We start from the raw sequence: 23,087 nt of genomic DNA, 5'->3' as shown, positions 1-23,087 counted from the left end.
TTCGTTGTGGGGGCAGGCGCGGTCAGCCGTTCATGGTCAGACCGCCGGAGACGCTGAGGACCTGGCCGGTCACGTAGGCGGCGTCCTCGCTGGCGAAGAAGGCGATGGCGCCGGGCAGGTCCGCCGGCTGGCCGATGCGGCCCAGGGGAATGGAGCGCGTGAAGGCCTCCATCAGCTTCTCGGGGTTGCCGGCGCCTTCCTTGTAGTCGGCGAACAGGGCCGTGTCCGTGGGGCCCGGGCAGACGACGTTGACGGTGATGCCATGGCGGGCGTGCTCGCGCGCGATGGTCTTGGAGAAGGCCACCAGCCCGCCCTTGCAGGCGGCGTACACCGCCTCGCCGGAAGAGCCCACGCGCGCGGCGTCCGAGGCGATGTTGACCACACGCCCGGCCTTGCGCGCCGCCATGCCGGGCAACACGGCGTGGTGCAGGTTCAGCGCGCCCACCAGGTTGATGGCGATCAGCTTGTCCCACTGGGCCGGCTCGGTCTTGGTGAACGGCTTGAACACGTCCCAGCCCGCGTTGTTGACAAGCACGTCGATCGGGCCCAGCTGCGCTTCGGTGGCGGCGACAGCGGCGTCGACGCTGTCGCGATCGGTGATGTCGCAGCGCACCGCCTGCGCCGCGCCGCCCTCGGCACGGATCTGGGCCGCCACCTTCTCGGCGGCCTCCAGGTTGAGGTCGAAGACCGCCACGCGGCCGCCCTCCTGTCCAAAGCGCCGGCAGGTCGCCCCGCCGATGCCGCCGCCACCGCCCGTCACGACGATGGTCTTGTGTTCGAATCGCTTCATGGCACGTCCTTTGAAAGTTGTCAGCGTGGCCCGATAGGCCGATGATCTGCGCAATCGCCATGCGATTACGTCAACATGTTTACTCATATTCTAGTGACCACCCTTTGGACTGGCAAGCACGCATTTCGACGGAGAAACCATGGAAAACCCTATTGATAAGGCCCACGCAACCAAGATGGAACTGGCCAACAGGTTGTTCTTTCGCCTGTATCAATGTGCAAACATGTTGCATAAAACAGGTTCTCGGGCGGTGGAGGCCGAAGGGCTGACCACGCAGCAATGGGCGGTGCTGGGCGCCTTGTCCCGGGACAAGGCGGAGGGCGGCATGGGCATGGGCGAGCTGGCCAAGTACCTGATGGTCAGCCGGCAGAACCTGTCCGGCCTGATCAGCCGCATGGAGCGCGACGGGCACGTCGCGATCGCCCCGGACGGCCGGGACCGCCGCTCGCGCCTGGTGACGATGACCGAGTCCGGGCGGCACGTCTGGCATGTGCTGGCGCGCCCGAAGATCCTGACCTACTACGAGGAAATCCTGGGCGACTTCTCCATCAACGACGTCACGCACACGCTGCACTACCTCCTGAAGATTTTGGAGAACATGCAGCGCCTGGACGTCGATTGGGTCAGCGGTGGCAATGACGCCCCGATGGCGGACACACAGGACGGCGACGGGCCCGCCTGAGGCGGGTGTTCAACGCGCTCAATCGATTCGCTTCTGTGCATATTCACGCGGTATTGTTCGTTTTGATCAAAACGCCGGATACTGGCAGCCGTCCCAACCAGGAGGCAGTTCCACCATGCTCACGGAGTGGTCCACCGACAGCGTGCCGGCCGCCACGCGCTTCGACGAATGGCGCGAGGCCTGCTGCGAGCACGTGTACGCGCTGACACCCCAGCGCGAGCAGGCGGCGCAGCACCGCCCTTTCCATGGCGCGATCGCGCGGCGCCAGCTCGGCGCGCTGGACGCGACCGACATCGTCTGCGACGGCCACCTGGTGCAGCGCCGTGAGCAGGACATCGATGAGTGCCCGAGCGACACCTACTACGTCTACCTGCAGCGGCAGGGCCGCGCGTGGTTCGAGCAACAGGGCCAGCGCTGTGTGGCCGAGGCGGGCGACATCGTGATCGCCGACCCGAACCTGCCCTTTTGCACGGGCACCGACGAAGCGGCCTTCGACTTCCGCCTCTGGCGCATCGCGCGCGAGCGCCTGCAGCCGCTGCTGGCGCTGTGCTCCGGCCAGCAACTGCCCATGCGCCACATCGACCGCGCGCTGGCCGAGCGCGAGTTGATCGCGAGCTGGCTCGACGGCCTGTTGCGGCACCACGCGGGTCTGTCGCCCGCCAGCCGCGACATGGCGCTGGGCACCTTGTGCGCGCTGGTGGCGGGCGCGGTCGGGGCTGGCGCCGACCAGCACGAGCCCACGCGGCTGGCGCGGCGCCGCGCGCTGCTGTTGCGCGTGCAGCAGCAAGTGGAGCTGCGAGCGACCGAGATGGACCTGACACCCGAGCGCGTGGCGCGGGCGTTCGGCGTGTCGCTGCGCACGCTGCACCAGCTGTTCGCGCTGTCGGACAGCAGTTTTCACGAGCACCTCACGCGCGCCCGGCTGGCGCGCGCGCACGCGCTGCTGCGCGACCCGGCGTCGCGCCACCTGGGCACGGCCGAGATCGGGTTCGCGGCGGGCTTTGGCGAGGTGTCGACCTTCTACCGGCGCTTCAAGCAGCGCTACGGCGCGGCGCCGGGGGAGTTCCGCGCGGGTTGAGCCGCAAGAGGCCGGTCAAGTTCGCCCCGAAGCGGTCGATACAAGGGGCATCTTTTCTCCCCGCTTGGAAGCCCCATGGACGTTTCTCCCGCCGCCCTTGTTCACGCCGTCGCCGACATGAAGCGCGATCAGGTCACCAGCGAAGTGCAGATCCAGGTGCTGAAGAAGGCGCAGGACATCCAGTCGTCCAGCGCCATGGCGATGCTCAACGCCTTGCCGGCCGCCCTGCCGCTGGCCAGCGGCGGCTCGCTGGGCACGCAGGTCAACGCGCTGGTCTGAGCGCCCGGCTCAGGCTGGGCCGCTCGTCGCGGCCTGCCGCATCAACTCGATGAAGCGCTTGGCACCGAGGCCCATGGGCCGGTCGGTGTGCCACACCACGTCCACCCACACGCGCAGCTGGTTGCTGATGTTGTTGAAGCGGATCTCCGTCAGCGTGCCGGCCGCCACCATGGGCCCGATGAGGCTGCGCGGCAGATAGGCCCAGCCCAGGCCGGCCTGCACCAGGCTGAGCGTGGCGAGGTGGCTGTCGGTGCGCCAGATGTGGCGCGAGAGCAGCAGGCGAGGGTCGCGCCCGCGCGGGTCGCGGCTGACCACGGCGATCTGGCGGATGTCGATCAGGTCGTTCAGCTGCAGCTGGCCCTGGCGCGCCCGCACCTCGGGGTGAGAAGGTGAGATCACCGCCACCAGGATTTCCTGGCCCAGTTCCTGAAAGCCTTCGCGCTCGTCGGTGCCCGGGCGCTCGAACACGAGCGCAAGCTGCGCGTCGCCCGCGTGCAGCATGCGCAGCGCATCGGCCTGCGGGGCGGACAGCACTTCGACGATGAGCGCGGGGAACTCGGTGGCCAGCACGGCCAGCGGCTGGCTCCAGGGCGCGGACAGCAGTTCGGGCGCGATGGCGATGGTGAGCTGTCGCTCCAGCCCCTGGTGCAGGCCTTCGGCGTGCGCCTGCAGCTGGCGCAGCTGGCTGGCGAGTTGCCGGGCCTGCGGCTCCAGCGCGCGCGCCACGTCGGTGGGCCTGGGTTCGCGCGCGCTGCGGTCGAACAGCACGAGATCGAGCTCGGCTTCCAGGTGGGCAATCGTCATGCTCACGGCCGAGGGCACGCGCCCGAGCTGGCGCGCGGCGGCCGAAAACGAGCCGGCGTCGAGCACCGCGAGGAAGACACGCACGTTGTCGCTGGAAAAGGCCATGGCGGTTAACTTATCAGATTTTCTGAAAGTATCTGACTTTTATCGTCAGCCAGACCGACCTACCATGCGGTCATTGCCTCAGCCACACCGGCCTGGAGGCCAGGGAAATCGGAGTTCCGCCATGCAAGGCATCAAGCGCAAAGTCGTCTACATCACCCTCTACGAAATCATCGCCATCACCATGTCCACCACGGGCCTGGCCCTGCTGTCGGGCGCCGGGATGGGCCATGCGAGCGTGGCGGCCATTGCCGCCTCGGCCATCGCGGTGATCTGGAACCTGGTCTACAACACCTTGTTCGAGCGCTGGGAGGCGCGCCAGGCCAAGCGCGGGCGCAGCGTGCTGCGCCGCGTGGCGCACGCCATCGGTTTCGAAGGGGGCCTGGTGATCACGCTGGTGCCGCTGTTCGCCTGGTGGCTGGAGATCTCGCTCTGGCAGGCCTTCGTGCTGGACCTGGGCCTGATCGTGTTTTTCCTGGTCTACACCTTCGTGTTCAACCTGGCATTCGACAAGATCTTCGGCCTGCCCACCTCGGCGCAGGCGGCGCCGCAAGCCGCCTAATCGGAGCGAAGGGTCTCAAAACCAGAAGCATCAAGGGTCCGGCTCCGCCGGCCCGAGATGCCGTCCCCCCTCGAAGCGCCGAAGGCGCGCTACAGAGGGGGGAAGCCGCGCAGCGGCGCAGGGGGGTGTTCAGATCCTCTTGAAATCGCCGCTGCGGCCCAGGCCGGCGGCGAAGCGCCCTGCCCCGTCGGCGCCCTGCTCCCAGTGCGCTTCCACGCCGTTGTGCCATTCGCGGCGCATGGCTTCGCGCAGCGGCAGGCCATAGGTTTCGTGCACGGTGCGGCGGTCGGCGCGCACGGCGGCCTGCGGGAAGCGCGCGATCTCCTGCGCCATGGCCTCGGCAGCTTCGCGCGCACCGCCCTCGCCCACCACCTTCTCGCACATGCCGATGGCCAGCGCTTCGGTGGCCGGCACCTTGCGGCCGGTGAGGATGATTTCCATCGCGCGGCCCTGGCCGACCAGGCGCGGCAGGCGCACCGAGCCGCCGTCCAGCAAAGGGATGCCCCAGCGCCGGCAGTAGACGCCGAAGTAGGCGGTGTCGGCCATGACGCGGATGTCGCACCACAGCGCGAGCTCCATGCCGCCGGCCACGGCCGGGCCTTCCACGGCGGCGATGACGGGCTTGGAGAGTTCGAGCCGCGTGGGCCCGAGCGGGCCGCGCGGCGCGTCGTTGGCACCCATGGGGAAGGCCAGGCCGCGCGAGATGTCGGCGTCGAACTTCTTGCGGTCGTTCAGGGTGCTGGCGTACTTCAGGTCCCAGCCGGCGCAGAAGGCACCGCCCTCGCCCCAGAGCACGGCCACGGAGGCGCTCGGGTCCTTGTCGAAAGCCTGCAGCGCGGCCACCAGGGCGTCGGCGCTCTCGGGGTCCATCGCGTTGCGCGCTTCGTCAAACCGGCTGTGGACGATGGTCCAGACCGGGCCGTTCTTTTCGGTTCGCACTGCCATGTGTCATGTCTCCTGCTGTCCGGCGGCGCGCCGGCGGGTGGTCAATGAATGCTCGATGAGCTGCCTGGGGGAAAGCTTGGCGAATTGCAGGCGCCCGGCCTGGTGCAGCACCAGCGTGCCGATGAGCTGCGCGAAGGTGGCCATGGCTTCGGCGTCGGGCGCGCTGTGGCGGCTGCGCCGCGGGTGCGGCGAGAGCAGCACGAGGGTGTCCATCAGCGCCTTGTTGAGCGCGAGGTCGTGCTCCTTGCCGACGCCGAGCTTCTTCAGGCCGTTGAAGGCGTAGAGGCCGAGGTTCACCTCGTAGGGGCGCGCGAGGTAGTGGTCGAGAAAGGCCTTGGCGGCGCGCTCGTGCGGCAGGCCCGCGCCCGCGCCGCTGGCGGCGGCGGACACATGGGCGTGCAGGTCGGCCAGCGAGGTGGCGAGCAGCTCGGCGTAGATCAGCTCCTTGCTCGCGAACAGCGGGTAGATGGCGCCGGTGGTGCAGCCCGCGCGCTGCGCGATCTGCCGCATGGTGGCGCCTTGCAGCCCTTCCTCGCCAAACACCTCGCTCGCGGCGGCGAGGATGGCCACGCGCTTCATGTCGCGCACGCTGGAGGCCCAGGGGCCGGTGGAGCTGGAGGATGAAGGGGTCATGTATCACGCATACGATTCAATAACGTTGTTATATTAACCACGAAAAAATGGCCGCGCAAGCCCTGCGCGGCCGGATCGCCTCAGGCGTCGAGCACCAGGCTGCCGGAGCGGCAGCGCGAGACGCAGACCATCATGCTCTTGTTGGCCGCGCGCTCCTGCGCGGTGAGGATGAGGTCGTGGTGTTCCACGTCGCCCGAGAGGATCTTGGTTTCGCAGGCGCCGCACACGCCTTCGCGGCAGCTGTGGTCCAGGGTCACGCCGGCGTCGAGCAAGGCGTCGAGCAGCACCACACCGGGCGCCACCTGCACGGTCTTGCCGGACTTGCGCAGCTCCACCGTATAGCCCTGCGAGGCCGTCGGCACGGCGGCCGGTGTGCCTGCGGCGAAGCGTTCCAGGTGCACGTTGGCCTGGCCGAGTTGTGCGCAGGCGCGTTCGTAGGCGTCGAGCATGGGCGCGGGACCGCAGGCGTAGAAGTGCGTGTCCTTGGCGTGGCCGTCGAGCAGTTGCACGAGGTTGGGCGGGCCGCCCTGCTCGTCGTCGAAGTGGCAGCGCAGCGAGAGCATCGGGTGCGCCTGCACCAGGGCTTCGATCTCGTTCACGTAGGCCGCTTCCGTGCGGCTGCGCGCGCAGTAGATCAGCTGCGCCGGGCGCTGCAGTTCGGCCAGGCGCTGCAGCATGGCGTACACCGGCGTGACGCCGATGCCGCCGGCCAGCAGCACGCTGCGCGGCGCGTCTTCCTGCAGCCGGAAGTGGTTGCGCGGCGCACCGATGTCAATCACCTGGCCCACGCGCAGCTGCTCGTGCACGTAGCGCGAGCCGCCCCGGCTGTTCCGGTCGTTGAGCACGGCGACCACGCAGCGGTGGCGCTCGCCCGGGTTGGTGAGCGAGTAGCTGCGCACCAGCCCGTTTCCCAGGTGCAGATCGATGTGGGCACCGGCCTCCACCGCCGGGAAGGCGGCGCCCGGCGCCACGGGGCGCAGCTCGACGCTGGCGATGCCTGCGGCCTCATGGCGCAGGTTGTAGACGAGGGCCTGCATGGTGGAAGACGACATGGTGGCGGCGCTCACATGATGTGCAGCCCACCGTCGACCATCAGCGTGGTGCCGGTGATGAAGGACGCTTCGCCCGAGGCCAGCCACACGATGGGCCAGGCGATTTCTTCGGGCGAGGCCCAGCGGCCGATCAGCGAGCTGTCCTTGCGCTCGGTCTTGAGCTGCTCGACGCTCTTGCCAGCGCCCTGCGCGCGGCCGACGTGGAAGTCGGTCAGGGTGGAGCCAGGGCAGACGGCGTTGGCGCGCACGCCGTGCGGCGCTTCTTCAAAGGCCAGGCTGCGCGTGAAAGCGAGCTGGGCCGCCTTGGTGGCGTCGTACAGCGCCATGCCCTTGCGGCCGGTGACGGCGTAGCAGGACGAGACGTTGACGATGGCGCCCGTGCCGCTTCGCCGCAAGGTGGGCAGGGCCGCGCCGCAGTAGTTGGACATGCCCACCAGGTTCACGCCCACCATGGCCTGCCATTCGGCGGCCGTGGCGTTGGCGGCGGCGGTGTAGTTGCGCATGGCGGCGTTGTTGACGAGGATGTCGAGCCCGCCCCATTGCGTGGTGCACTGCGCCACCGCCGCGTGGGCGGCGGCTTCGTCGGCCACGTTGGCGGCGACGATGGCCACGCGCGCCTGCGGCAGGGCCTGCAAGATGGCGTCCTGGGTGCGCGCCAGGGCGTCGCCGTCGGCGTCCACCAGCAGCACGGCCGCGCCTTCGCGGCAGAACAGCCGGGCGGCGGCCGCGCCGATGCCGGCGCCCCCGCCGGTGATCAGCGCGGTCTTGCCCGCCAGACGGGGTTCGCGTTGGGGTTCGCTCATGCTGCGCTCACTCCGCCTTGGCGCCGGTGGCCTTGATGACCTTGCCCCAGCGCACGATCTCGGTGCGGATCCAGTCGCTGAACTGCTTGGGCGAGCCCGCGATGATTTCGAACTCCATCTCGTGCAGGCGCTTCTGGATCTCGGGCGAGTTCAGGATGCGCACCATCTCTTCGTTGTAGCGGTTGATGATGGCCGGTGGCGTGCCGGCGGGCGCGAGCAGACCGATCCACGAGGTGGCCTCGAAGTCCTTGAGGCCGGACTCGGCGAGCGTGGGCACGTCGGGCGTGCTGGGGAAGCGCTTGGGGCCGGTGGAAGCCAGCAGCTTGAGGCGGCCTTCCTTCACGAAACCCTGCACGTTGCCCGGCACGAAGAACCCGGCCTGGATGTTGCCCGCGATCAGGTCGGTGACGGCCGGGCCGGCGCCCCGGTAGGGGATGTGCGTCATGTGGAAGCCCGCGGCCGACTTCATCATTTCCATGGTGAGGTGCGAGGCGCTGCCCATGGCCACCGAGCCATAGGAGTACTGGGCCGGGTTGGCCTTGGCCTTGGCGATGAAGTCCTTCACGTCGGTGATGCCGGCGGCGGGGTTCACCACCAGGTACTGCGGCGACTTCACGGCCAGGGTGATGGGCGCGAGGTCCTTCACCGGGTCGTAGGGCATCTTGTCGAACAGCGTGACGTTGATCGCCAGCGGGCCGTTGTAGCCGATCAGCAGCGTGTGCCCATCGGGTGCGGAGCGCGCCACTTCGAGCGCGCCGATGTTGCCACCCGCGCCGGGCTTGTTCTCGACCACGAAGGGCTGGCCGAACGCCTTCTGCAACTCGGGACCGATCAGGCGCGCGAGCACGTCGTTGGTGCTGCCGACGATGGGCACGATGATGCGCACCGGCTTGCTCGGGCGCCAATCGGCTCCTTGCGCCCAGGCCGAGGTGGCCGCGCAGGCCGCGAGCGCGACGGCAGCCGCGAGTTTGAGATGGGTCTTCATGGGTGTCTCCTGGGGTGGTCTGTCGTGGGGAAAAATGCGGAGCCGCTCAGAGGCTGAAGACCGGTTTCTTCGTGGCGTCGGCGAGTTCCTCGCGCGCCCAGGCCACCGGGTCCTGCTCCTTGGGCAGCAGCACGCCGGCGGGGCGCACGTGCTGCGCGGCGGGGTCCAGCGCGGGCGGCGTCTGGCCCTGCTCCAGGCCGAGCGCGGCCTCGTGCAGCATGCGGCGCGCCATCACGATCGCCTTGTCGGTGGGCAGCAGTTTCTCGGCCTCGTGGTCCTGGATGGTGCCCATGCTTTCCTGCAGCGAATAGTCCTGCGCGGAGAAGCCGAACACGCCGCTGTAGGAACGGTCTTCGCGCTGGGCCACGCGGTCCATGCCGTAATCGTTGTCGCGGTTCTGCCTGGGGATGAAGCTGCCCGGCGCCTCGTACTCGACGTGGATGCCCTTGCCCTCTTGCATCGCGGTGCGCTCCTCCTCGGTGAGCGGCTGGCCGGGTTGCCAGTTGATGCTCCAGGCCCAGCAGTTGTGGTCGTCGATCGGCACCCACACATGGCCGCCCAGCGCGTGGTCGCCGAACGGGGCGATGAGCGTGAACCAGGGGAACAGCCACTGCGTGATGCGCCAGTAGTAGGAGTCGGGCTCGCCGTTGCGGCGACCGAACAGGCTCAGGCCGAAAGGCGTCTGCTCGATCTCGAACTTCACGTTGCCATCGGCCTTGATGTAGTCCAGCGCCTTGACGCCCTGGTGCATGGGGTCGGTGTCGACCTCGAAGCGGTGCACGTAGGACACGTGGGCGGTGTCGATGCCGCCTTCCATGGCCTGCAGCCAGTTGCTGTACTGCAGGCGCTTGGAGACGAACACGTGTTCGGGCGGCAGCGTGCACCACTCCAGCTCGGGCGGCGCGGGCTGCTGGTCGGCCGGGCCCATGTAGGTCCAGACGATGCCGCCGCGCTCCACACAGGGGTAGCCCTTGATGTGCATGCGCGCGCAGGCCTGCGGCGCGGAGGGCACGTCCACACACTGTCCATCGCCGTCGAACTTCACACCGTGGTACGCGCAGCGGATGCCGTTTTCCTCGTTGCGGCCGAAGTAGAGCGAGACGCCGCGGTGCGAGCAGAACTCGCCGATCAGGCAGGCCTTGCCGTCGGTGTTGCGAAAGGCCAGCAGCTTCTCGCCGAGCAGCTGCACGCGCACCTGCGGCCCGTCGGCCTCGGGGATTTCGCTCGACATCAGCGCGGGCACCCAGTAGCGGCGCATGAGGTTGCCCATGCGGGTGCCGGGACCGACGCGGGTGAGCGTTTCAGACATTTCCTTGTTCACTGGGGGACTCCGTGGGGTTGTTGTACGTCTGGTGAGACAGGTGTCCATTCTAGAAACCCCACTTGATCCATGTCAAAGAAAATGAGCCGACTGTCCATCAGGCGGACGCATTTCATACAATGCGCCTTCCGACACCCCAGGGATCTCCGATGAGCACTGAGAAAAACAACGACGGCGTGCGCGCGGTGGACCGCGCGCTGGACATCCTGATGGCCTTTCGCGCGGGCGACCGGCAGCTGAGCGCGAGCGAGCTGCTCAAGCGGGTGGACCTGAGCCGCCCCACGCTGTACCGGCTGCTGCGCACGCTGGAGCTGCGCGGCTTCATCGTGTCCGTGGGCGAGCCGCAGCGCTTTCAGCTCGGCCCGTCGGTGGCGCACCTGGCGCACATGTGGACCTCGGGCCTGGACCTGGCCACGCTGTCGCAACCCATGATGCGGCGCCTGTGGGAGCAGACGGGGGAGACGGTGGCGCTGCTGGTGCACCATGGCGAGGAGCGGGTCTGCGTGGCAGAGATGCCGAGCGCGCAGCCGCTGAGCTTCAAGCGCGGCGTGGGCCACAGCGAGAAGGTGATCCTGGGCGCGAGCGGGCGCGCCATTCTCGCGTTCGCGCCCGATGCGCTGCACTACATCGAAGGCCGCATCCCGAAGGCGCGCCAGAAGGCCTACCTGGACGAGCTGGTGCGCATCCGCGAGGCCGGCTACGCGATCAGCCGCGACGAGCTGATCCGGGGCGCGGTGGCGATCGCCGCGCCGTTTTTCTCGGCCGGCTCGAAGGTCGTGGGTTCGCTCGCGGTGTACGGCCCGAGCGCACGCGTGGACGACGTGCAGGTCAGGCGCATCGCGCAATGGCTGCTGGAGGCTGCTCACGATCTCTCCCAGAAGGCCGGTGCCGGCCCATAGCGCCCGGGCCTATCATGGCTGGTTCATCCCCCGAGGAAGGAACCGCCCATGAAAGCCCTTGCCGCCCTGTGCTGCGCCTCTGTCCTGCTGGTGTTCGCCGCGCCGACGTTCGCCAACGAACCCCCTTCCGCGTGCCAGGCCAAGCGCCGCAACATCGAGGCCCAGCTGGCCAATGCCACCGAGCACGGCCGCAAGCAGGAAGCGGCGGGGTTGAAGAGGGCCTTGCGCGCCAACCAGGCCAACTGCACCGACGCGTCGCTGGAAAAAGAGCGCGGCGCCGAGATCAGACAGGCGCAGAAGAAGGTGGCCGAACGCGAAAAGAGCTTGCGCGAAGCCCAGCAGAAGGGTGACCCGAAGAAGCTGGCCGAGCGCCAGGCCAAGCTGGACGAGGCGCGCCGCGAACTGACCGAGGCCGAGCGGCCGATCGAGCGCTGAACGACCTGCGCGCCGCCGTTCAGACGGTGGTTTCCATCAGGCAGCGGGTGACGCGCGGCGGTTCGTCGCCGAGGTGAAAGGCGAGTTTGCGGTCGCGCAGCGCGACATCGGCGGCGGTGACGCGGTCGAAGCGGCGCAGGTGGTCCGTCCACGACTCGTCGACGATGACCTCGACGAAGCGGCCTGGGTCGTTGATGTCGTGCAGCAGCTCCCACGACAGGGCGCCGTGGCGCAGCCGGCCGCGCCGGCTTTCGTTGAGCATCAGCAACCGGAATTCCGCCGCGCGCGCGGGGTCGACGCGGTACTCGATGCTGACCATCACATGGCCATGCCCCGGCGGCTCGGGGGTCGACGGGGCGGGGAAGATGCGCTTGGGGGTGAGGTCGTCTTCCAGCCCGGCGTCGGGCATCCAGCGGTTCACGGCCGCCATGGCGCTGATGCCGCTGACAGCGGCGATGCCCAGGCAGATGGGCACGCTGGTCCAGGTGGCGACCTGGCCCCAGAGCGCCGCGCCCGCCGCGCTGCCGCCCATGATGGACATCTGGTAGATCGACATGCCGCGCGCGCGCACCCAGTCGGGCAGGCCCATCTGGATCGACACGCTGAGCGTGTTGGCCACGGTGATCCAGGCCGCGCCGCCGAGGAACATCGCGGGCACGGCGATCCAGAGCTGGTGGGTCACGGCCATGACGGCCATCGCCGTGGCCTGCACTGCGGCGCCGCGCAGCACCAGGCCGTCGCGCGAGTAGCGGCGGCGCAGGCGCTGCAGGAAGGCGGTGGAGGCGATGGCGCCCGCGCCCATGGCGGCCAGCAGCAGGGTGAAGGTGCCGGCGCCGCCGTCCTGCATGCCGCGCGCGATCAGGGCCAGCAGGGCCATCAGCGCGGTGGAGTGGAAAAAGAAGATCGAGATGCGCAGCAGCACGCCCTTGAGCAGGTAGGACTGCGCCACGTATTGCAGGCCCACGCGCATCGCCGAGCCCAGGCGCTCGCGGCCCAGCGGGTTCGGGGTGTGCTCGCGCTTCCAGCGGCTGATGATGATGGCCGCCCCGATCGACAGCAGCGCGTTGAACAGGAAGACCCAGGCGCTGCCGGCGCTGGCGATCAGCGCGCCAGCGACCAGCGGGCCGATGATGCGCGAGGCATTCATCGACACGCCATTGAGTCCGAGCGCCGCCGGCAGCTGCGAGCGCGGCACAAGCTCGGGCACGATGGCCGAGAAGACCGGCCAGCGCATCGCCATGCCGATGCCGTTGGCGAAGATCAGCACCAGCAGCAGTGGGGGCGTCATCACGTCGAGGAAGATGACCACGCTCAGCAGGGTGGCCACCGCCGCCACCCACAGCTGGGTGAAGAGGAAGTAGCGCTTGCGGTCCAGGTTGTCGGCCAGCGCCCCGCTGGGCAGGCCGAGCAGGAACACGGGCAAGGTGGCGGCCGTCTGCACCAGCGCCACCCACAGCGGCTTGGTGGTCAGCGAGGTCATCATCCAGGCCGCCGCCACCTCGCTCATCCACATGCAGATGTTGGCCATGAGCCAGGTGGTCCACAACATGCGGAACACCGGCAGACGCAGGGGAGCGATGGGCGAGAGGCTGTCGTCGTCGGCTTGGGACATGGGGCCACTGTAAAGGACAAAGCCGGGGCCGCTGCGCCCGGGAAAGGGGTTCTTACAGCCCTCTTTGCGACACCACGCCAGGTCTGGCCGAGTAGCGCACCAGGCCGTCCAGGGCCTCGATTTCCACGCGCGCCTGGCGCCGGCCGTAGACCTCGGTCTTGAGCCAGTCGAGTTCGACCTCCAGGCGTTCCTGGTCGGCCAGGGTGCAGTACCAGACCTTGGCATCGCCGTCCCACCGGTAGCCCCGGGCCTTGAGCAGGTCCTTGGACTCGAATGGCGAGCCGGTGGCGCGCAGCTTGAAGCTGGCCTGTGTCGCCACCGAGATCAGCCGGCTCAGGCCGGTGGCCGGGCCCTGCGGGCCCATGGGGCGCGAGAGCACCTGCAGCAGGGCATGGCAGTCCACCTGGGCGCGGTGGGCGTCGTAGAACCAGCCGTGGTTCTGCGCCAGCGCACTGAGCTTGGCAGACTCGGCGCCCGCCGCCTTCCAGTCGATGTCCGCGAAGGAGCAGGCCCAGGCCTTGGCCGCGAACCCGGGGAAGCGCGCTTCCATGAAAGGGCGGTCGAAGCCGGCGTTGTGCGCCACGATGAGATCGGCACGGGCTGCCAGCGCCTCGACCTGCGCATCGTCCAGCCGGTGCCCGGCCACCATGTCGTCGCTGATGCCGGTCACCTGCTGCGCCACGGCCGGGATCGGCATGCCGGGGTCTTCAAAGCCTTCGAACAGCGTCACCGGCCCGAACGGCAGGCCCGAGGCGAGGTCCACGTCCACCAGCAGCATGGCCAGTTCGATGATCTTGTCGGCCTGGTGCGACAGGCCGGTGGTTTCGGTGTCGAGCACCAGCACCCGCCGCACGCCCTGCGAAGCCTGCCCGGCCTGGGCCGGCGGCGGGCCGCAGTCCGTGACAGGCACGAGACGGCGCAGGACGCGGAAATCGGGGCTCTGCTCCAGGCGCTGTGCCATCTCCTCCAGGGTGAGCGCGGGCGCGGGTGCGGCGGGAGAGGCGGGCCTGGTCCGTCTGGCGCGCGCGACGGCGGGGGAGGAAGGGGAAGGCACGGGCTCCACCGGGCTCGGCACGTCAAATTCGAAGCTGAACTGATTCATCCGTGAAGCCTACCTCACTCGCCGCACGCTCGCGCACCGGCGGGATGCGCAACATCAGTCTTCGCGGACCGCCGTGCCGCGCAAGCGCAGCGCGTTGCCGATCACCGACGCCGAGCTCAGGCTCATGGCCAGCGCGGCGATCATGGGCGACAGCAACCAGCCGGTGAACGGGTACAGCAGGCCCGCGGCCAGCGGAATGCCCAGGGCGTTGTAGAGGAAGGCGAACGCCAGGTTCTGCTTCATGTTCGCCACCGTGGCGACCGAGAGCGCGCGGGCCGTGGCGATGCCGCGCAGGTCGCCCTTGACCAGCGTGAGCTGGGCGCTGTTCATCGCCACGTCGGTGCCCGTGCCCATGGCGATGCCCACATCGGCCCGGGCCAGCGCGGGTGCGTCGTTGATGCCATCGCCTGCCATGGCCACCACACGGCCCTGCGCCTGGAGCTGCTCCACCAGCTGGAGCTTGTCGGCGGGTTTCACTTCGCCGTGGATCTCATCGATGCCCAGGCGCTGGCCCACCGCGCGCGCGGTGGTCAGGCCATCGCCCGTGGCCATGATCACGCGAACCTTGGCCCGGCGCAGCGACTTCAGCGCATCCGCGGTGGTGGCCTTGACCGGATCGGACACGGCCAGCAGGCCAGCCAGCACCTGGTCCACCGCCAGATGCATGACGCTGGCGCCCTGCGCGCGCAGCGCTTCGGCCACGGCGGCCAGGGGCGAGGCGTCCACGCCCAGCTGTTGCATCAGCGCGGTGTTGCCCAGGGCCAGCCCCTTGCCGCCCACCACACCCCGCACCCCGATGCCGGACTCGGAATCGAACTGTTCGGGCTTGTCCAGCACCAGGCCCTGTTGCTTCGCGGCGGCCACGATGGCGTGGGCCAGCGGGTGTTCGCTGCCCTGGTCCAGGCTGGCGGCGAGACGCAGGACCTCGTCCTCGGAGAAGCCGCCATGGCCCACGGCGCGTTCGAAGCTTGGGCGGCCTTCTGTGAGGGTGCCGGTCTTGTCGACGATCAGCGTGTCCACCTTGCGCAGGTTCTCGATGGCGGCGGCGTCGCGGAACAACACCCCGTGGGTGGCGCCGCGCCCGGTCGCCACCATGATGGACATGGGCGTGGCCAGGCCCAGCGCACAGGGGCAGGCGATGATGAGCACGGCCACCGCATTGATGAGGGCATAGACCCAGCTCGGTTCGGGCCCGAACAGGCCCCAGCCGAAGAAAGTGAGCAGCGCCGCCGCCACGACGCCCATCACGAAGCAGCCCGCCACCTGGTCCGCCATGCGCTGCATGGGCGCGCGCGAGCGCTGAGCCAGGGCGACCATCTGCACGATCTGCGAGAGCACGGTGTCCGAGCCCACGTGCCCGGAGCGCATCACCAGGGCACCGCTGGTGTTGAGCGTGGCGCCGATCAGCTTGTCGCCGGCCTGCTTGCTCACCGGCAAGGGCTCGCCGGTGAGCATGGATTCATCGACCGCGCTGCGGCCCTCGATCACGGTGCCGTCGGTGGGCACCTTCTCGCCGGGGCGCACGCGCAGCAGGTCGCCCACGTGCACGTGGGCCAGCGGCACGTCTTCCTCCTGCCCTTCGGCCGTGATGCGCCGCGCGGTCTTGGGCGCCAGGCCGAGCAGCGCGCGGATGGCCGCCGAAGTCTGTGACCGCGCCTTGAGTTCCAGCAGCTGGCCCAGCAGGGTCAGCGAGATGATCACCGCCGCCGCCTCGAAGTAGACCGCGACACGCCCCATCGACACAAAGGAATCGGGGAACACCTGCGGCGCCACCGTGGCCACCACGCTGTAGACGAACGCCGCGCCGGTGCCCAGAGCGATCAGCGTCCACATGTTGGGGCTGCGGTTCATCACCGACTGCGCGCCGCGCACGAAGAACGGCCAGCCAGCCCACAGCACGATCGGGATGCTCAGCACCAGTTCGACCCAGCTCTGCGTGGCCATGTCGAACCAGCCGAGGTTGTGGCCGAACATCGCCAGCACGGCGACCACCACGGTGAGGGGCAAGGTCCACCAGAACCGCCGCTGGAAGTCCACCAGCTCCGGGTTCTCGTCGTCGTCCAGTTCGGGCAGGACGGGTTCCAGCGACATGCCGCATTTGGGGCAATTGCCCGGGTGGTCCTGCCGGATCTCCGGGTGCATGGGGCAGGTGTAGACCGTGCCCGGCTTGCCTTGCGGCGCGGGCACCGCAGGGACCGCAGGGTGGTGGTGATGTGCGTGCTTGTCCATGTCGGTTCCTCCTGAAAATTCGAATCCCTGGTGTTGGTCCGGCGTTCAGCGCTCGGGCCGGCCCGCCTGGTGCACCTGGACACCGCGCATCCAGGCCATGAGGTCGATGTGGCTGGATCGCTCGCCGGGAGCCTCGTCGCGCGGCAGGCGCCCCTTCCTGAGCTGGGGCTTGTGCGCCGGCTGGTGCTGGGCCGGGCTGTGCAGCGAGAGTTTGTCGAGAATGGCGCAATGGGGCTGGTCGTTGCCATGGCAAGCCTGCACCAGCCCCGACAGGCCGTCCATCATCTGCCCGATCTCGCGCCGCTTTTCCTCCAGATCGTCCAGGTGGCGCTGGGCCACGGCCTTGACCTCGCGGCTGCTTCGCCGCGAGTCGCTCCACAGGCCGATGAGCTCGGCGATCTGCGCCACCGAAAAGCCCAGCCGGCGCGACTGCCGGATGAAGCGCAACACCGAGACCTCGCGCTCACCGTACAGGCGGTAGCCCGATTCGCTGCGCTCGGCCGCGGGCAGCAGGCCGATCTGTTCGTAGTGGCGGACCATCTTGGCCGACACGCCGGCCGCGGCGGCCGCTTCGCCAATGTTCATCAAGGAGGTCATGGTGTGTTCCGTGAGATCGGGGGGTAAATGGAATGGGGAATGAAGGGAGGATGCAGCTTGACACCGTGGGAAGGTCAAGGCCCCACCGGGGGCCTTGACGAACGGTCGTCAGGCCGGTGGGTAGCCGGCTTCGCTGAGCGCGTCGATCAGCGTGGCGCGGTCTTCGTCGCTGCGCACATGGACCTTGCGCTGCGGCAGATCGAGCTGGATGTCGCAGGCCGCGTCGAGGCGCTTGAGGGCGATGCTCACCTTGGAGGCGCAGTGGCCGCAGGTCATTTCGGGGAGGTGGAACTCGTGCATGGAAGACTCCGTAAAAGTTGAGGGAATCCGCACTCTGGGCATTGCCACGGAGGCAAGGTCAAGCGGCACCGGTGCACCGGGCCCTGCGCGCCGAGGTTGACCTGACCACCGTGTCAAGGCCGAGCATCCGCTGTCTCAACCCATTGGAGACCCCTCTTGAACACCACCACCTATCCGCTCATCGAGCACCAGCTGTCCATTGAAGGCATGACCTGCGCGTCGTGCGTGGGCCGGGTCGAAAAAGCGCTGAAGGCCCTGCCCGGCGTGCGGGCCGCCGAAGTCAACCTGGCCACCGAGCGGGCCACCGTGCGCGCGGCGGGCTTGTCACCCGATGTCCTGGTCGCCGCGGTGGACGCGGCCGGCTACCACGCCACGCCGTTCGAGGAAGGCGCCACCGCACCACCCGCCCCCCGCCCAGGCGAGCCCTGGTGGCCCGTGGCGCTGGCCGCCGCGCTCTCGCTGCCCCTGGTGCTGCCCATGGTCGGCATGCTGTTCGGCGCCGACTGGATGGTCAATGGCTGGCTGCAACTCGCGCTGGCCACGCCTGTGCAGTTCTGGCTGGGCGCGCGCTTCTACAAGGCGGGTTGGAAGGCCGTGCGCGCCGGTGCCGGCAACATGGACCTGCTGGTCGCCCTGGGCACCAGCGCGGGCTATGGTCTGAGCCTGTACCTGCTGTTCAAGCACGCGGAGCACGGCACCCCTCACCTGTACTTCGAGGCCTCGGCCGTGATCATCACGCTGGTGTTGCTGGGCAAGTGGCTGGAGGCCCGCGCCAAGCGCCAGACCACCGCCGCCATCGCGGCCCTCAACGCCCTCAAGCCCGAGGTGGCGCGGGTGCGCATGCCTTACGGCGATGTGGACGTGCCCATGGCGCGCGTGAAACTCGGGGACATCGTGGTCATCCGCCCGGGTGAGCGCATCCCGGTGGACGGGATCGTCACCATTGGTTCCAGCCAGGTGGACGAATCGCTGATCACCGGCGAGAGCCTGCCCGTGGCCAAACACGCGGGCGACAAGGTCACCGGTGGCGCGGTCAATGCCGAAGGCCTGTTGCTGGTGGAGACCACGGCCGTGGGCGCTGAGTCCACGCTCTCGCGGATCGTGCGCATGGTCGAATCGGCCCAGGCGAAGAAGGCCCCGATCCAGCGCATCGTGGACCGCGTGAGTGCGGTCTTCGTGCCGGTGGTGCTGGTGATCGCCGCGATCACCCTGCTGGGCTGGGGCCTGGCCACGGGCCACTGGGAGCAGGCCATCCTGAACGCGGTGGCGGTGCTGGTGATCGCCTGTCCTTGTGCGCTGGGTCTGGCCACGCCCACCGCCATCATGGCCGGCACCGGGGTGGCCGCGCGCCACGGCATCCTGATCAAGGACGCCGAGGCACTGGAGGTGGCGCACCGCATCGACACGGTGGCTTTCGACAAGACCGGCACGCTGACCGAAGGCAAGCCGCAGCTGGTGTCGGCCCTGCCGGCACCCGGCCATGAGGCGGAGCTGCTGTCGTGGAGCGCGGCCATTCAGGCCGGCAGCGAACACCCGCTGGCGCGCGCCGTGATGGACGCCGCGAAGGCGGCCGGCGTGCCCACGCTCTCGGCCGCCAAGGTGAGTGCCGTGCCCGGGCGCGGCATGTCGGCCGAGGTGCAGGGCCGCGCACTGCGCCTGGGCAGCCCGCGTTACATGCAGGAGCTCGGCGTGGACACCGCCGCGCTGGCCGGGCCCTCGCGGCAGCTCCAGGAAAAGGGCCGCACGGTGTCCTGGCTGGCCGACGTGACGGAGTCGCCGGTGCTGGTGGGCCTGCTGGCGTTTGGCGATGCCCCCAAGGCCAGCGCCATCAAAGCGGTGAAGAGCCTTCAGGCCATGGGCGTGCGCACGGTGATGCTCACGGGCGACAACCGCGGCAGCGCGGCGGTGGTGGGCGGTGCGCTGGGCATCGACCACATCGAGGCCGAGGTGCTGCCGGCGGACAAGGCGGCGATCGTGAACCGGCTCAAGGCCGGGGGCAAGTCGGTGGCCATGGTGGGCGACGGCATCAACGATGCGCCGGCCCTGGCGGCAGCCGATGTGGGCATCGCCATGTCCACCGGCACCGACGTGGCCATGCACGCGGCGGGCATCACACTCATGCGCGGCGACCCGGCGCTGGTGGCCGATGCGATCGACATCTCGCGACGCACCTACCGCAAGATCCGCCAGAACCTGTTCTGGGCCTTCGCGTACAACGTCATCGGCATCCCGCTGGCCGCGGCGGGTTTGCTCAATCCGGTGGTGGCGGGTGCGGCCATGGCCCTCAGCAGCGTGAGCGTGGTGAGCAACGCGCTCCTGCTGCGAGGCTGGCGCGCGGGCAACGATCGCGCTTCGTCTGCGCGTTGACCACGGAAGTCGGGGCGCATCGTGCGCTGCCATCGACTTCGCTCCAAGCCTCGACAGAAACAAAAAAGCCCACGTTTCCGAGGGCTTCAATGACAAGCAAACGCTTGGTTTTTTGGTTGCGGAGGCAAGATTTGAACTTGCGACCTTTGGGTTATGAGCCCAACGAGCTACCAGGCTGCTCCACTCCGCGTCAAGCCTTGTATTCTATCACGCTTTGTCAGCGTCGGCCGCCGGGGCGGCATCTTCTGCACGATCCACCAGTTCGACCAGTGCCATCGGCGCGTTGTCGCCCACGCGGAAACCCATCTTCAGGATGCGGGTGTAGCCACCGGGGCGGGCCTTGAAGCGCGGGCCCAGTTCGTTGAACAGCTTCACAACCACATCGCGGTCGCGCAGGCGGTCGAACGCCAGGCGGCGGTTGGCCAGCGTGGGTTCCTTGGCCAGGGTGATCATGGGCTCGACCACGCGGCGCAGCTCTTTGGCCTTGGGCACCGTGGTCTTGATGGCTTCGTGCGTGAGCAGCGAATTCATCATGTTGCGCAGCATGGCGAGGCGGTGCTCGCTGGTGCGGTTGAGTTTGCGAAGTCCGTGTCCGTGACGCATTTTTTCATCCTTTCAGTGTTTTGCCCCCAGCCGTATCAGGTACTGGGAGTTGGTCCGGGTCTGGCCTCCTTGGCCAGACGCTGCGGTCTTTAGTGCTTGTCCAGGCCGGCAGGCGGCCAGTTTTCAAGCTTCATGCCCAAGGTCAGGCCGCGCGAGGCAAGCACTTCCTTGATTTCGTTGAGCGACTTGCGACCCAGGTTGGGGGTCTTGAGAAGCTCGTTCTCGGTGCGCTGGATCAGATCACCGATGTAATAGATGTTCTCGGCCTTGAGGCAGTTGGCCGAGCGCACGGTCAGTTCCAGTTCGTCCACAGGACGCAGCAGGATCGGGTCGAATTGCTGCGAGCTGCGCTGTGCCGGGGCATCGAACGCCGAGAGTTCCACGCCTTCGAGCTGCGCGAACACCGCGAGCTGTTCGACCAGGATCTTGGCCGAGGCGCGAACCGCTTCTTCCGGACCGATGGAGCCGTTGGTCTCGATCTCGAGCACCAGCTTGTCCAAGTCGGTGCGCTGCTCGACGCGGGCGCTTTCCACCGTGTAGCTCACGCGCTTGACGGGCGAGAACGAAGCGTCGAGCACGATGCGGCCGATCGAACGCGTCTGATCGTCGTTGCGGCGCAGGCTGCCCGGCACATAGCCACGGCCCTTTTCCACCTTGATCTGCATGTCCAGCTTGGCGCCGGCAGACAGGGTGGCAATCACGTGCCCGGGGTTGACGATCTCGACATCGTGCGGCGTCTGGATGTCGGCGGCGGTCACGACACCTTCACCGTCCTTGCGCAGACTCAGCGTGACTTCGTCGCGGTTGTGCAGCTTGAACACCACGCCCTTGAGGTTCAAGAGCATGTTGACCACATCTTCTTGCACGCCGTCGATCGACGAGTACTCGTGCACGACACCCGCAATGGTGACTTCGGTCGGCGCGTGGCCGGTCATGGACGACAGCAGAACCCGGCGCAGGGCGTTGCCCAGCGTGTGGCCGTAACCACGCTCGAAGGGCTCGAGCGTGACTTTGGCGCGATTGGTCGAGACTTGCTCGACGTTGATGGTCTTGGGCTTCAGCAGATTGTTCAGCATTCAAACTTCCTTCAGGACCCTCGGCTCGTTACACCGATAAGGCAGACGGAGCATGGCCCGACCGCACCGCGAGGATGCCGGCCGGGAACGGAATTAACGGGAATACAGTTCGACGATCAGCGATTCGTTGATGTCGGAGCCGAACTCATCGCGGTCGGGCGACTTCTTGAACACGCCTTCGACCTTGTCGGTCGACACGTCGACCCAAGCCGGGAAGCCAATCTGCTTGGCCAACTCGAGGGCTTCAATGACGCGGCCTTGTTTCTTCGACTTCTCACGCACGGCGATCACGTCACCGGCCTTCACCGAGTACGACGGGATGTTGACCGACTGGCCGTTCACCGTGATCGCCTTGTGCGACACGATCTGGCGGGCTTCGGCGCGGGTGGATGCAAAGCCCATGCGGAACACCACGTTGTCCAGGCGCGCTTCGAGCAGGAACAACAGGTTGGCGCCGGTGTTGCCACGGCGGCGGTCGGCTTCGGCGAAGTAGCGGCGGAACTGGCGCTCCAGCACGCCATAGGTGCGCTTGACCTTCTGCTTCTCGCGCAGCTGCACGCCGAAATCGGAGGTGCGCTGGCCCGAGGTGCGGCCGTGCTGGCCGGGCTTGGAGTCGAATTTGGCCTTGTCGCTGATCGAGCGACGGGCGCTCTTGAGCAACAGGTCGGCGCCTTCACGGCGGGAAAGTTTGGCCTTGGGGCCGAGGTAGCGTGCCACGTTGGTTTCCTTGGTTTCACTGCCGCAACCGGTTGTTGCGGGAGCCATCCCTCAGGGGAGATGGCGGTGGGCTTAGCAAAAATGCCACCGCAGGCGACTGCGGTGGCGCACGAAAAAAGCCTTCAATTATACCGCGATCAGCGCGGTCGTGTCTCAGATGCGGCGGCGCTTCTGCGGGCGGCAGCCGTTGTGCGGCACCGGGGTCACGTCGGAGATCGAGTTGATGCGGATGCCCAGCGCGCCGAGGGCGCGCACCGAGGATTCGCGGCCAGGGCCGGGGCCCTTGATCTCGACGTCCAGGTTCTTGATGCCTTGTTCAATGGCGGCGCGGCCAGCCACTTCCGAAGCCACCTGGGCAGCGAAAGGCGTGGATTTGCGCGAGCCCTTGAAGCCCTGGCCACCCGACGAAGCCCAGGACAGTGCGTTGCCCTGGCGGTCGGTGATGGTGATGATCGTGTTGTTGAACGAGGCGTGCACGTGTGCAATGCCGTCGGCAACGTTCTTGCGGACTTTCTTGCGAACGCGGGCGGATGCGCTGCTGGAGGGAGACTTGGCCATGAGGGTCCTTCTAACCGTTTATTTTTTCAGCGACTGGGCGGCCTTGCGGGGACCCTTGCGCGTACGGGCGTTGGTCTTGGTGCGCTGACCACGCAGCGGCAGACCACGGCGGTGGCGGAAGCCACGGTAGCAACCGATGTCCATCAAACGCTTGATGTTCATCGTGGTTTCACGACGCAGGTCACCCTCGATCGTGAACGTACCGACCTGGTCGCGCACTTTTTCGAGTTCCGCGTCGCTCAGATCCTTGATCTTCTTGGCGTAGTCGATGCCGCAGGCTTCGCAGATCTTGCGAGCGCGGGTGCGGCCAATGCCGAAGATTGCCGTCAAGCCGATTTCGGCGTGCTTGTGCGGCGGAATGTTGATGCCTGCAATACGAGCCATGTTGGGTCCTCTTAACTAACCGGTCAGCCTTGACGCTGCTTGTGACGCGGATCGGTGCAAATGACTCGCACGACGCCATGCCGTTTGATGATCTTACAGTTGCGGCACATTTTCTTGACCGAAGCCGAAACTCTCATAGTCTTCTCCTAGATATTCCTAAAACATTCAACAA

General features: G+C 67.9%; 26 protein-coding genes and 1 tRNA gene. 7 read left to right on the top strand and 20 right to left on the bottom strand.

The features are described from left to right. Positions 1-22 precede the first annotated feature (22 nt). Entirely contained in the window at positions 23-790 is a 768-nt protein-coding gene (badH, locus tag ACODTB_RS14760; protein WP_291112712.1) for a 2-hydroxycyclohexanecarboxyl-CoA dehydrogenase, read from the bottom strand. 139 nt (positions 791-929) lie between these two features. Between badH and ACODTB_RS14755 the strand changes: the two genes are divergently transcribed. From ACODTB_RS14755 to ACODTB_RS14745, 3 genes are all read left to right on the top strand, one after another. Continuing rightward, complete coding sequence (locus ACODTB_RS14755; protein ID WP_291112714.1) at positions 930-1,472, top strand: MarR family winged helix-turn-helix transcriptional regulator; 543 nt, start codon at positions 930-932, stop codon at positions 1,470-1,472. A 115-nt stretch (positions 1,473-1,587) separates the two neighbouring features. Further along, positions 1,588-2,550 carry a helix-turn-helix domain-containing protein gene (locus ACODTB_RS14750; protein ID WP_291112719.1) on the top strand — a complete coding sequence of 321 codons (963 nt, stop codon included), beginning with the start codon at positions 1,588-1,590 and terminating at the stop codon, positions 2,548-2,550. A gap of 75 nt (positions 2,551-2,625) precedes the next feature. Continuing rightward, positions 2,626-2,829 carry a putative motility protein gene (locus tag ACODTB_RS14745; protein ID WP_291112721.1) on the top strand — a complete coding sequence of 68 codons (204 nt, stop codon included), beginning with the start codon at positions 2,626-2,628 and terminating at the stop codon, positions 2,827-2,829. 9 nt (positions 2,830-2,838) lie between these two features. On the opposite strand, the gene ACODTB_RS14740 is transcribed toward ACODTB_RS14745, so the two are convergent. After that, the gene (locus ACODTB_RS14740) at positions 2,839-3,738 is read right to left on the bottom strand and encodes a LysR family transcriptional regulator (RefSeq protein WP_291112723.1); all 900 of its coding nucleotides are present in this window, start codon (positions 3,736-3,738) and stop codon (positions 2,839-2,841) included. Positions 3,739-3,859: 121 nt separating this feature from the next. Between ACODTB_RS14740 and ACODTB_RS14735 the strand changes: the two genes are divergently transcribed. Then, complete coding sequence (locus tag ACODTB_RS14735) at positions 3,860-4,297, top strand: PACE efflux transporter (RefSeq protein ID WP_291112725.1); 438 nt, start codon at positions 3,860-3,862, stop codon at positions 4,295-4,297. A gap of 129 nt (positions 4,298-4,426) precedes the next feature. Here the strand turns inward: ACODTB_RS14735 and ACODTB_RS14730 are convergent, their stop codons facing one another. The 6 genes from ACODTB_RS14730 to ACODTB_RS14705 form a co-directional block, all read right to left on the bottom strand. Then, positions 4,427-5,242: a crotonase/enoyl-CoA hydratase family protein gene (locus ACODTB_RS14730; RefSeq protein WP_291112727.1), complete on the bottom strand. Its 816-nt coding sequence runs from the start codon at positions 5,240-5,242 to the stop codon at positions 4,427-4,429. A gap of 3 nt (positions 5,243-5,245) precedes the next feature. Further along, positions 5,246-5,875: a TetR/AcrR family transcriptional regulator gene (locus ACODTB_RS14725; protein WP_291112729.1), complete on the bottom strand. Its 630-nt coding sequence runs from the start codon at positions 5,873-5,875 to the stop codon at positions 5,246-5,248. An 80-nt stretch (positions 5,876-5,955) separates the two neighbouring features. Further along, positions 5,956-6,927: a PDR/VanB family oxidoreductase gene (locus ACODTB_RS14720; protein WP_291112731.1), complete on the bottom strand. Its 972-nt coding sequence runs from the start codon at positions 6,925-6,927 to the stop codon at positions 5,956-5,958. Positions 6,928-6,938: 11 nt separating this feature from the next. Continuing rightward, entirely contained in the window at positions 6,939-7,730 is a 792-nt protein-coding gene (locus ACODTB_RS14715) for an SDR family NAD(P)-dependent oxidoreductase (RefSeq protein ID WP_291112733.1), read from the bottom strand. Between the two features lie 7 nt (positions 7,731-7,737). Beyond that, positions 7,738-8,715, bottom strand: coding sequence for a Bug family tripartite tricarboxylate transporter substrate binding protein (locus ACODTB_RS14710; protein WP_291112735.1), 978 nt, complete (start codon positions 8,713-8,715; stop codon positions 7,738-7,740). A 46-nt stretch (positions 8,716-8,761) separates the two neighbouring features. Beyond that, positions 8,762-10,036 carry a Rieske 2Fe-2S domain-containing protein gene (locus tag ACODTB_RS14705; RefSeq protein ID WP_291112737.1) on the bottom strand — a complete coding sequence of 425 codons (1,275 nt, stop codon included), beginning with the start codon at positions 10,034-10,036 and terminating at the stop codon, positions 8,762-8,764. Between the two features lie 149 nt (positions 10,037-10,185). On the opposite strand from ACODTB_RS14705, the gene ACODTB_RS14700 reads away from it, so the two are divergent. Both ACODTB_RS14700 and ACODTB_RS14695 read left to right on the top strand, forming a co-directional pair. Further along, positions 10,186-10,935, top strand: coding sequence for an IclR family transcriptional regulator (locus ACODTB_RS14700; RefSeq protein WP_291112739.1), 750 nt, complete (start codon positions 10,186-10,188; stop codon positions 10,933-10,935). A 48-nt stretch (positions 10,936-10,983) separates the two neighbouring features. Continuing rightward, a complete protein-coding gene (locus ACODTB_RS14695; RefSeq protein WP_291112741.1) occupies positions 10,984-11,370 on the top strand; it encodes a DUF1090 domain-containing protein in 387 nt (128 codons plus the stop codon). A gap of 19 nt (positions 11,371-11,389) precedes the next feature. Here the strand turns inward: ACODTB_RS14695 and ACODTB_RS14690 are convergent, their stop codons facing one another. The 5 genes from ACODTB_RS14690 to ACODTB_RS14670 all read right to left on the bottom strand — a co-directional run bounded on the left by ACODTB_RS14690 (position 11,390) and on the right by ACODTB_RS14670 (position 17,210). Then, entirely contained in the window at positions 11,390-12,982 is a 1,593-nt protein-coding gene (locus tag ACODTB_RS14690; protein WP_488929436.1) for an MFS transporter, read from the bottom strand. A gap of 52 nt (positions 12,983-13,034) precedes the next feature. Beyond that, entirely contained in the window at positions 13,035-14,084 is a 1,050-nt protein-coding gene (locus tag ACODTB_RS14685) for a 3'-5' exonuclease (protein ID WP_291112745.1), read from the bottom strand. Positions 14,085-14,138: 54 nt separating this feature from the next. Then, positions 14,139-16,313, bottom strand: a complete 2,175-nt coding sequence (locus tag ACODTB_RS14680) for a copper-transporting P-type ATPase (RefSeq protein ID WP_291112747.1) — start codon at positions 16,311-16,313, stop codon at positions 14,139-14,141. Positions 16,314-16,358: 45 nt separating this feature from the next. Continuing rightward, the gene (gene cueR / locus ACODTB_RS14675; protein WP_366832955.1) at positions 16,359-16,910 is read right to left on the bottom strand and encodes a Cu(I)-responsive transcriptional regulator; all 552 of its coding nucleotides are present in this window, start codon (positions 16,908-16,910) and stop codon (positions 16,359-16,361) included. Positions 16,911-17,018: 108 nt separating this feature from the next. Then, positions 17,019-17,210, bottom strand: a complete 192-nt coding sequence (locus ACODTB_RS14670) for a heavy-metal-associated domain-containing protein (protein ID WP_291112749.1) — start codon at positions 17,208-17,210, stop codon at positions 17,019-17,021. 156 nt (positions 17,211-17,366) lie between these two features. Here ACODTB_RS14670 and ACODTB_RS14665 point away from each other — a divergent pair, with 156 nt between their 5' ends. Further along, positions 17,367-19,577: a heavy metal translocating P-type ATPase gene (locus ACODTB_RS14665; protein WP_291112751.1), complete on the top strand. Its 2,211-nt coding sequence runs from the start codon at positions 17,367-17,369 to the stop codon at positions 19,575-19,577. A gap of 113 nt (positions 19,578-19,690) precedes the next feature. On the opposite strand, the gene ACODTB_RS14660 is transcribed toward ACODTB_RS14665, so the two are convergent. From ACODTB_RS14660 to rpmJ, 7 genes are all read right to left on the bottom strand, one after another. Beyond that, positions 19,691-19,767: transfer RNA gene (locus ACODTB_RS14660), tRNA-Met, on the bottom strand. A 17-nt stretch (positions 19,768-19,784) separates the two neighbouring features. Next, positions 19,785-20,180 (bottom strand): 50S ribosomal protein L17, encoded by a 396-nt coding sequence (rplQ, locus tag ACODTB_RS14655; RefSeq protein ID WP_297396129.1) that lies wholly within the window; start codon positions 20,178-20,180, stop codon positions 19,785-19,787. 89 nt (positions 20,181-20,269) lie between these two features. Beyond that, on the bottom strand, positions 20,270-21,256 hold the full coding sequence (locus tag ACODTB_RS14650; RefSeq protein WP_297396132.1) for a DNA-directed RNA polymerase subunit alpha: 987 nt from the start codon (positions 21,254-21,256) through the stop codon (positions 20,270-20,272). A gap of 93 nt (positions 21,257-21,349) precedes the next feature. Next, a complete protein-coding gene (rpsD, locus tag ACODTB_RS14645; protein ID WP_297396134.1) occupies positions 21,350-21,973 on the bottom strand; it encodes a 30S ribosomal protein S4 in 624 nt (207 codons plus the stop codon). Between the two features lie 153 nt (positions 21,974-22,126). Further along, the gene (gene rpsK, locus ACODTB_RS14640; RefSeq protein WP_066267872.1) at positions 22,127-22,531 is read right to left on the bottom strand and encodes a 30S ribosomal protein S11; all 405 of its coding nucleotides are present in this window, start codon (positions 22,529-22,531) and stop codon (positions 22,127-22,129) included. Positions 22,532-22,549: 18 nt separating this feature from the next. Continuing rightward, positions 22,550-22,915, bottom strand: coding sequence for a 30S ribosomal protein S13 (rpsM, locus tag ACODTB_RS14635; RefSeq protein ID WP_137917294.1), 366 nt, complete (start codon positions 22,913-22,915; stop codon positions 22,550-22,552). A 23-nt stretch (positions 22,916-22,938) separates the two neighbouring features. Next, a complete protein-coding gene (rpmJ, locus tag ACODTB_RS14630; protein WP_009514917.1) occupies positions 22,939-23,052 on the bottom strand; it encodes a 50S ribosomal protein L36 in 114 nt (37 codons plus the stop codon). Between the last annotated feature and the right edge of the window lie 35 nt (positions 23,053-23,087).

It is taken from the genome of Hydrogenophaga sp. FG152 (assembly GCF_057809615.1).
The sequence above is the reverse complement of the archived record's forward strand: the minus strand, read 5'-3'. Positions and strand labels throughout refer to the sequence as shown.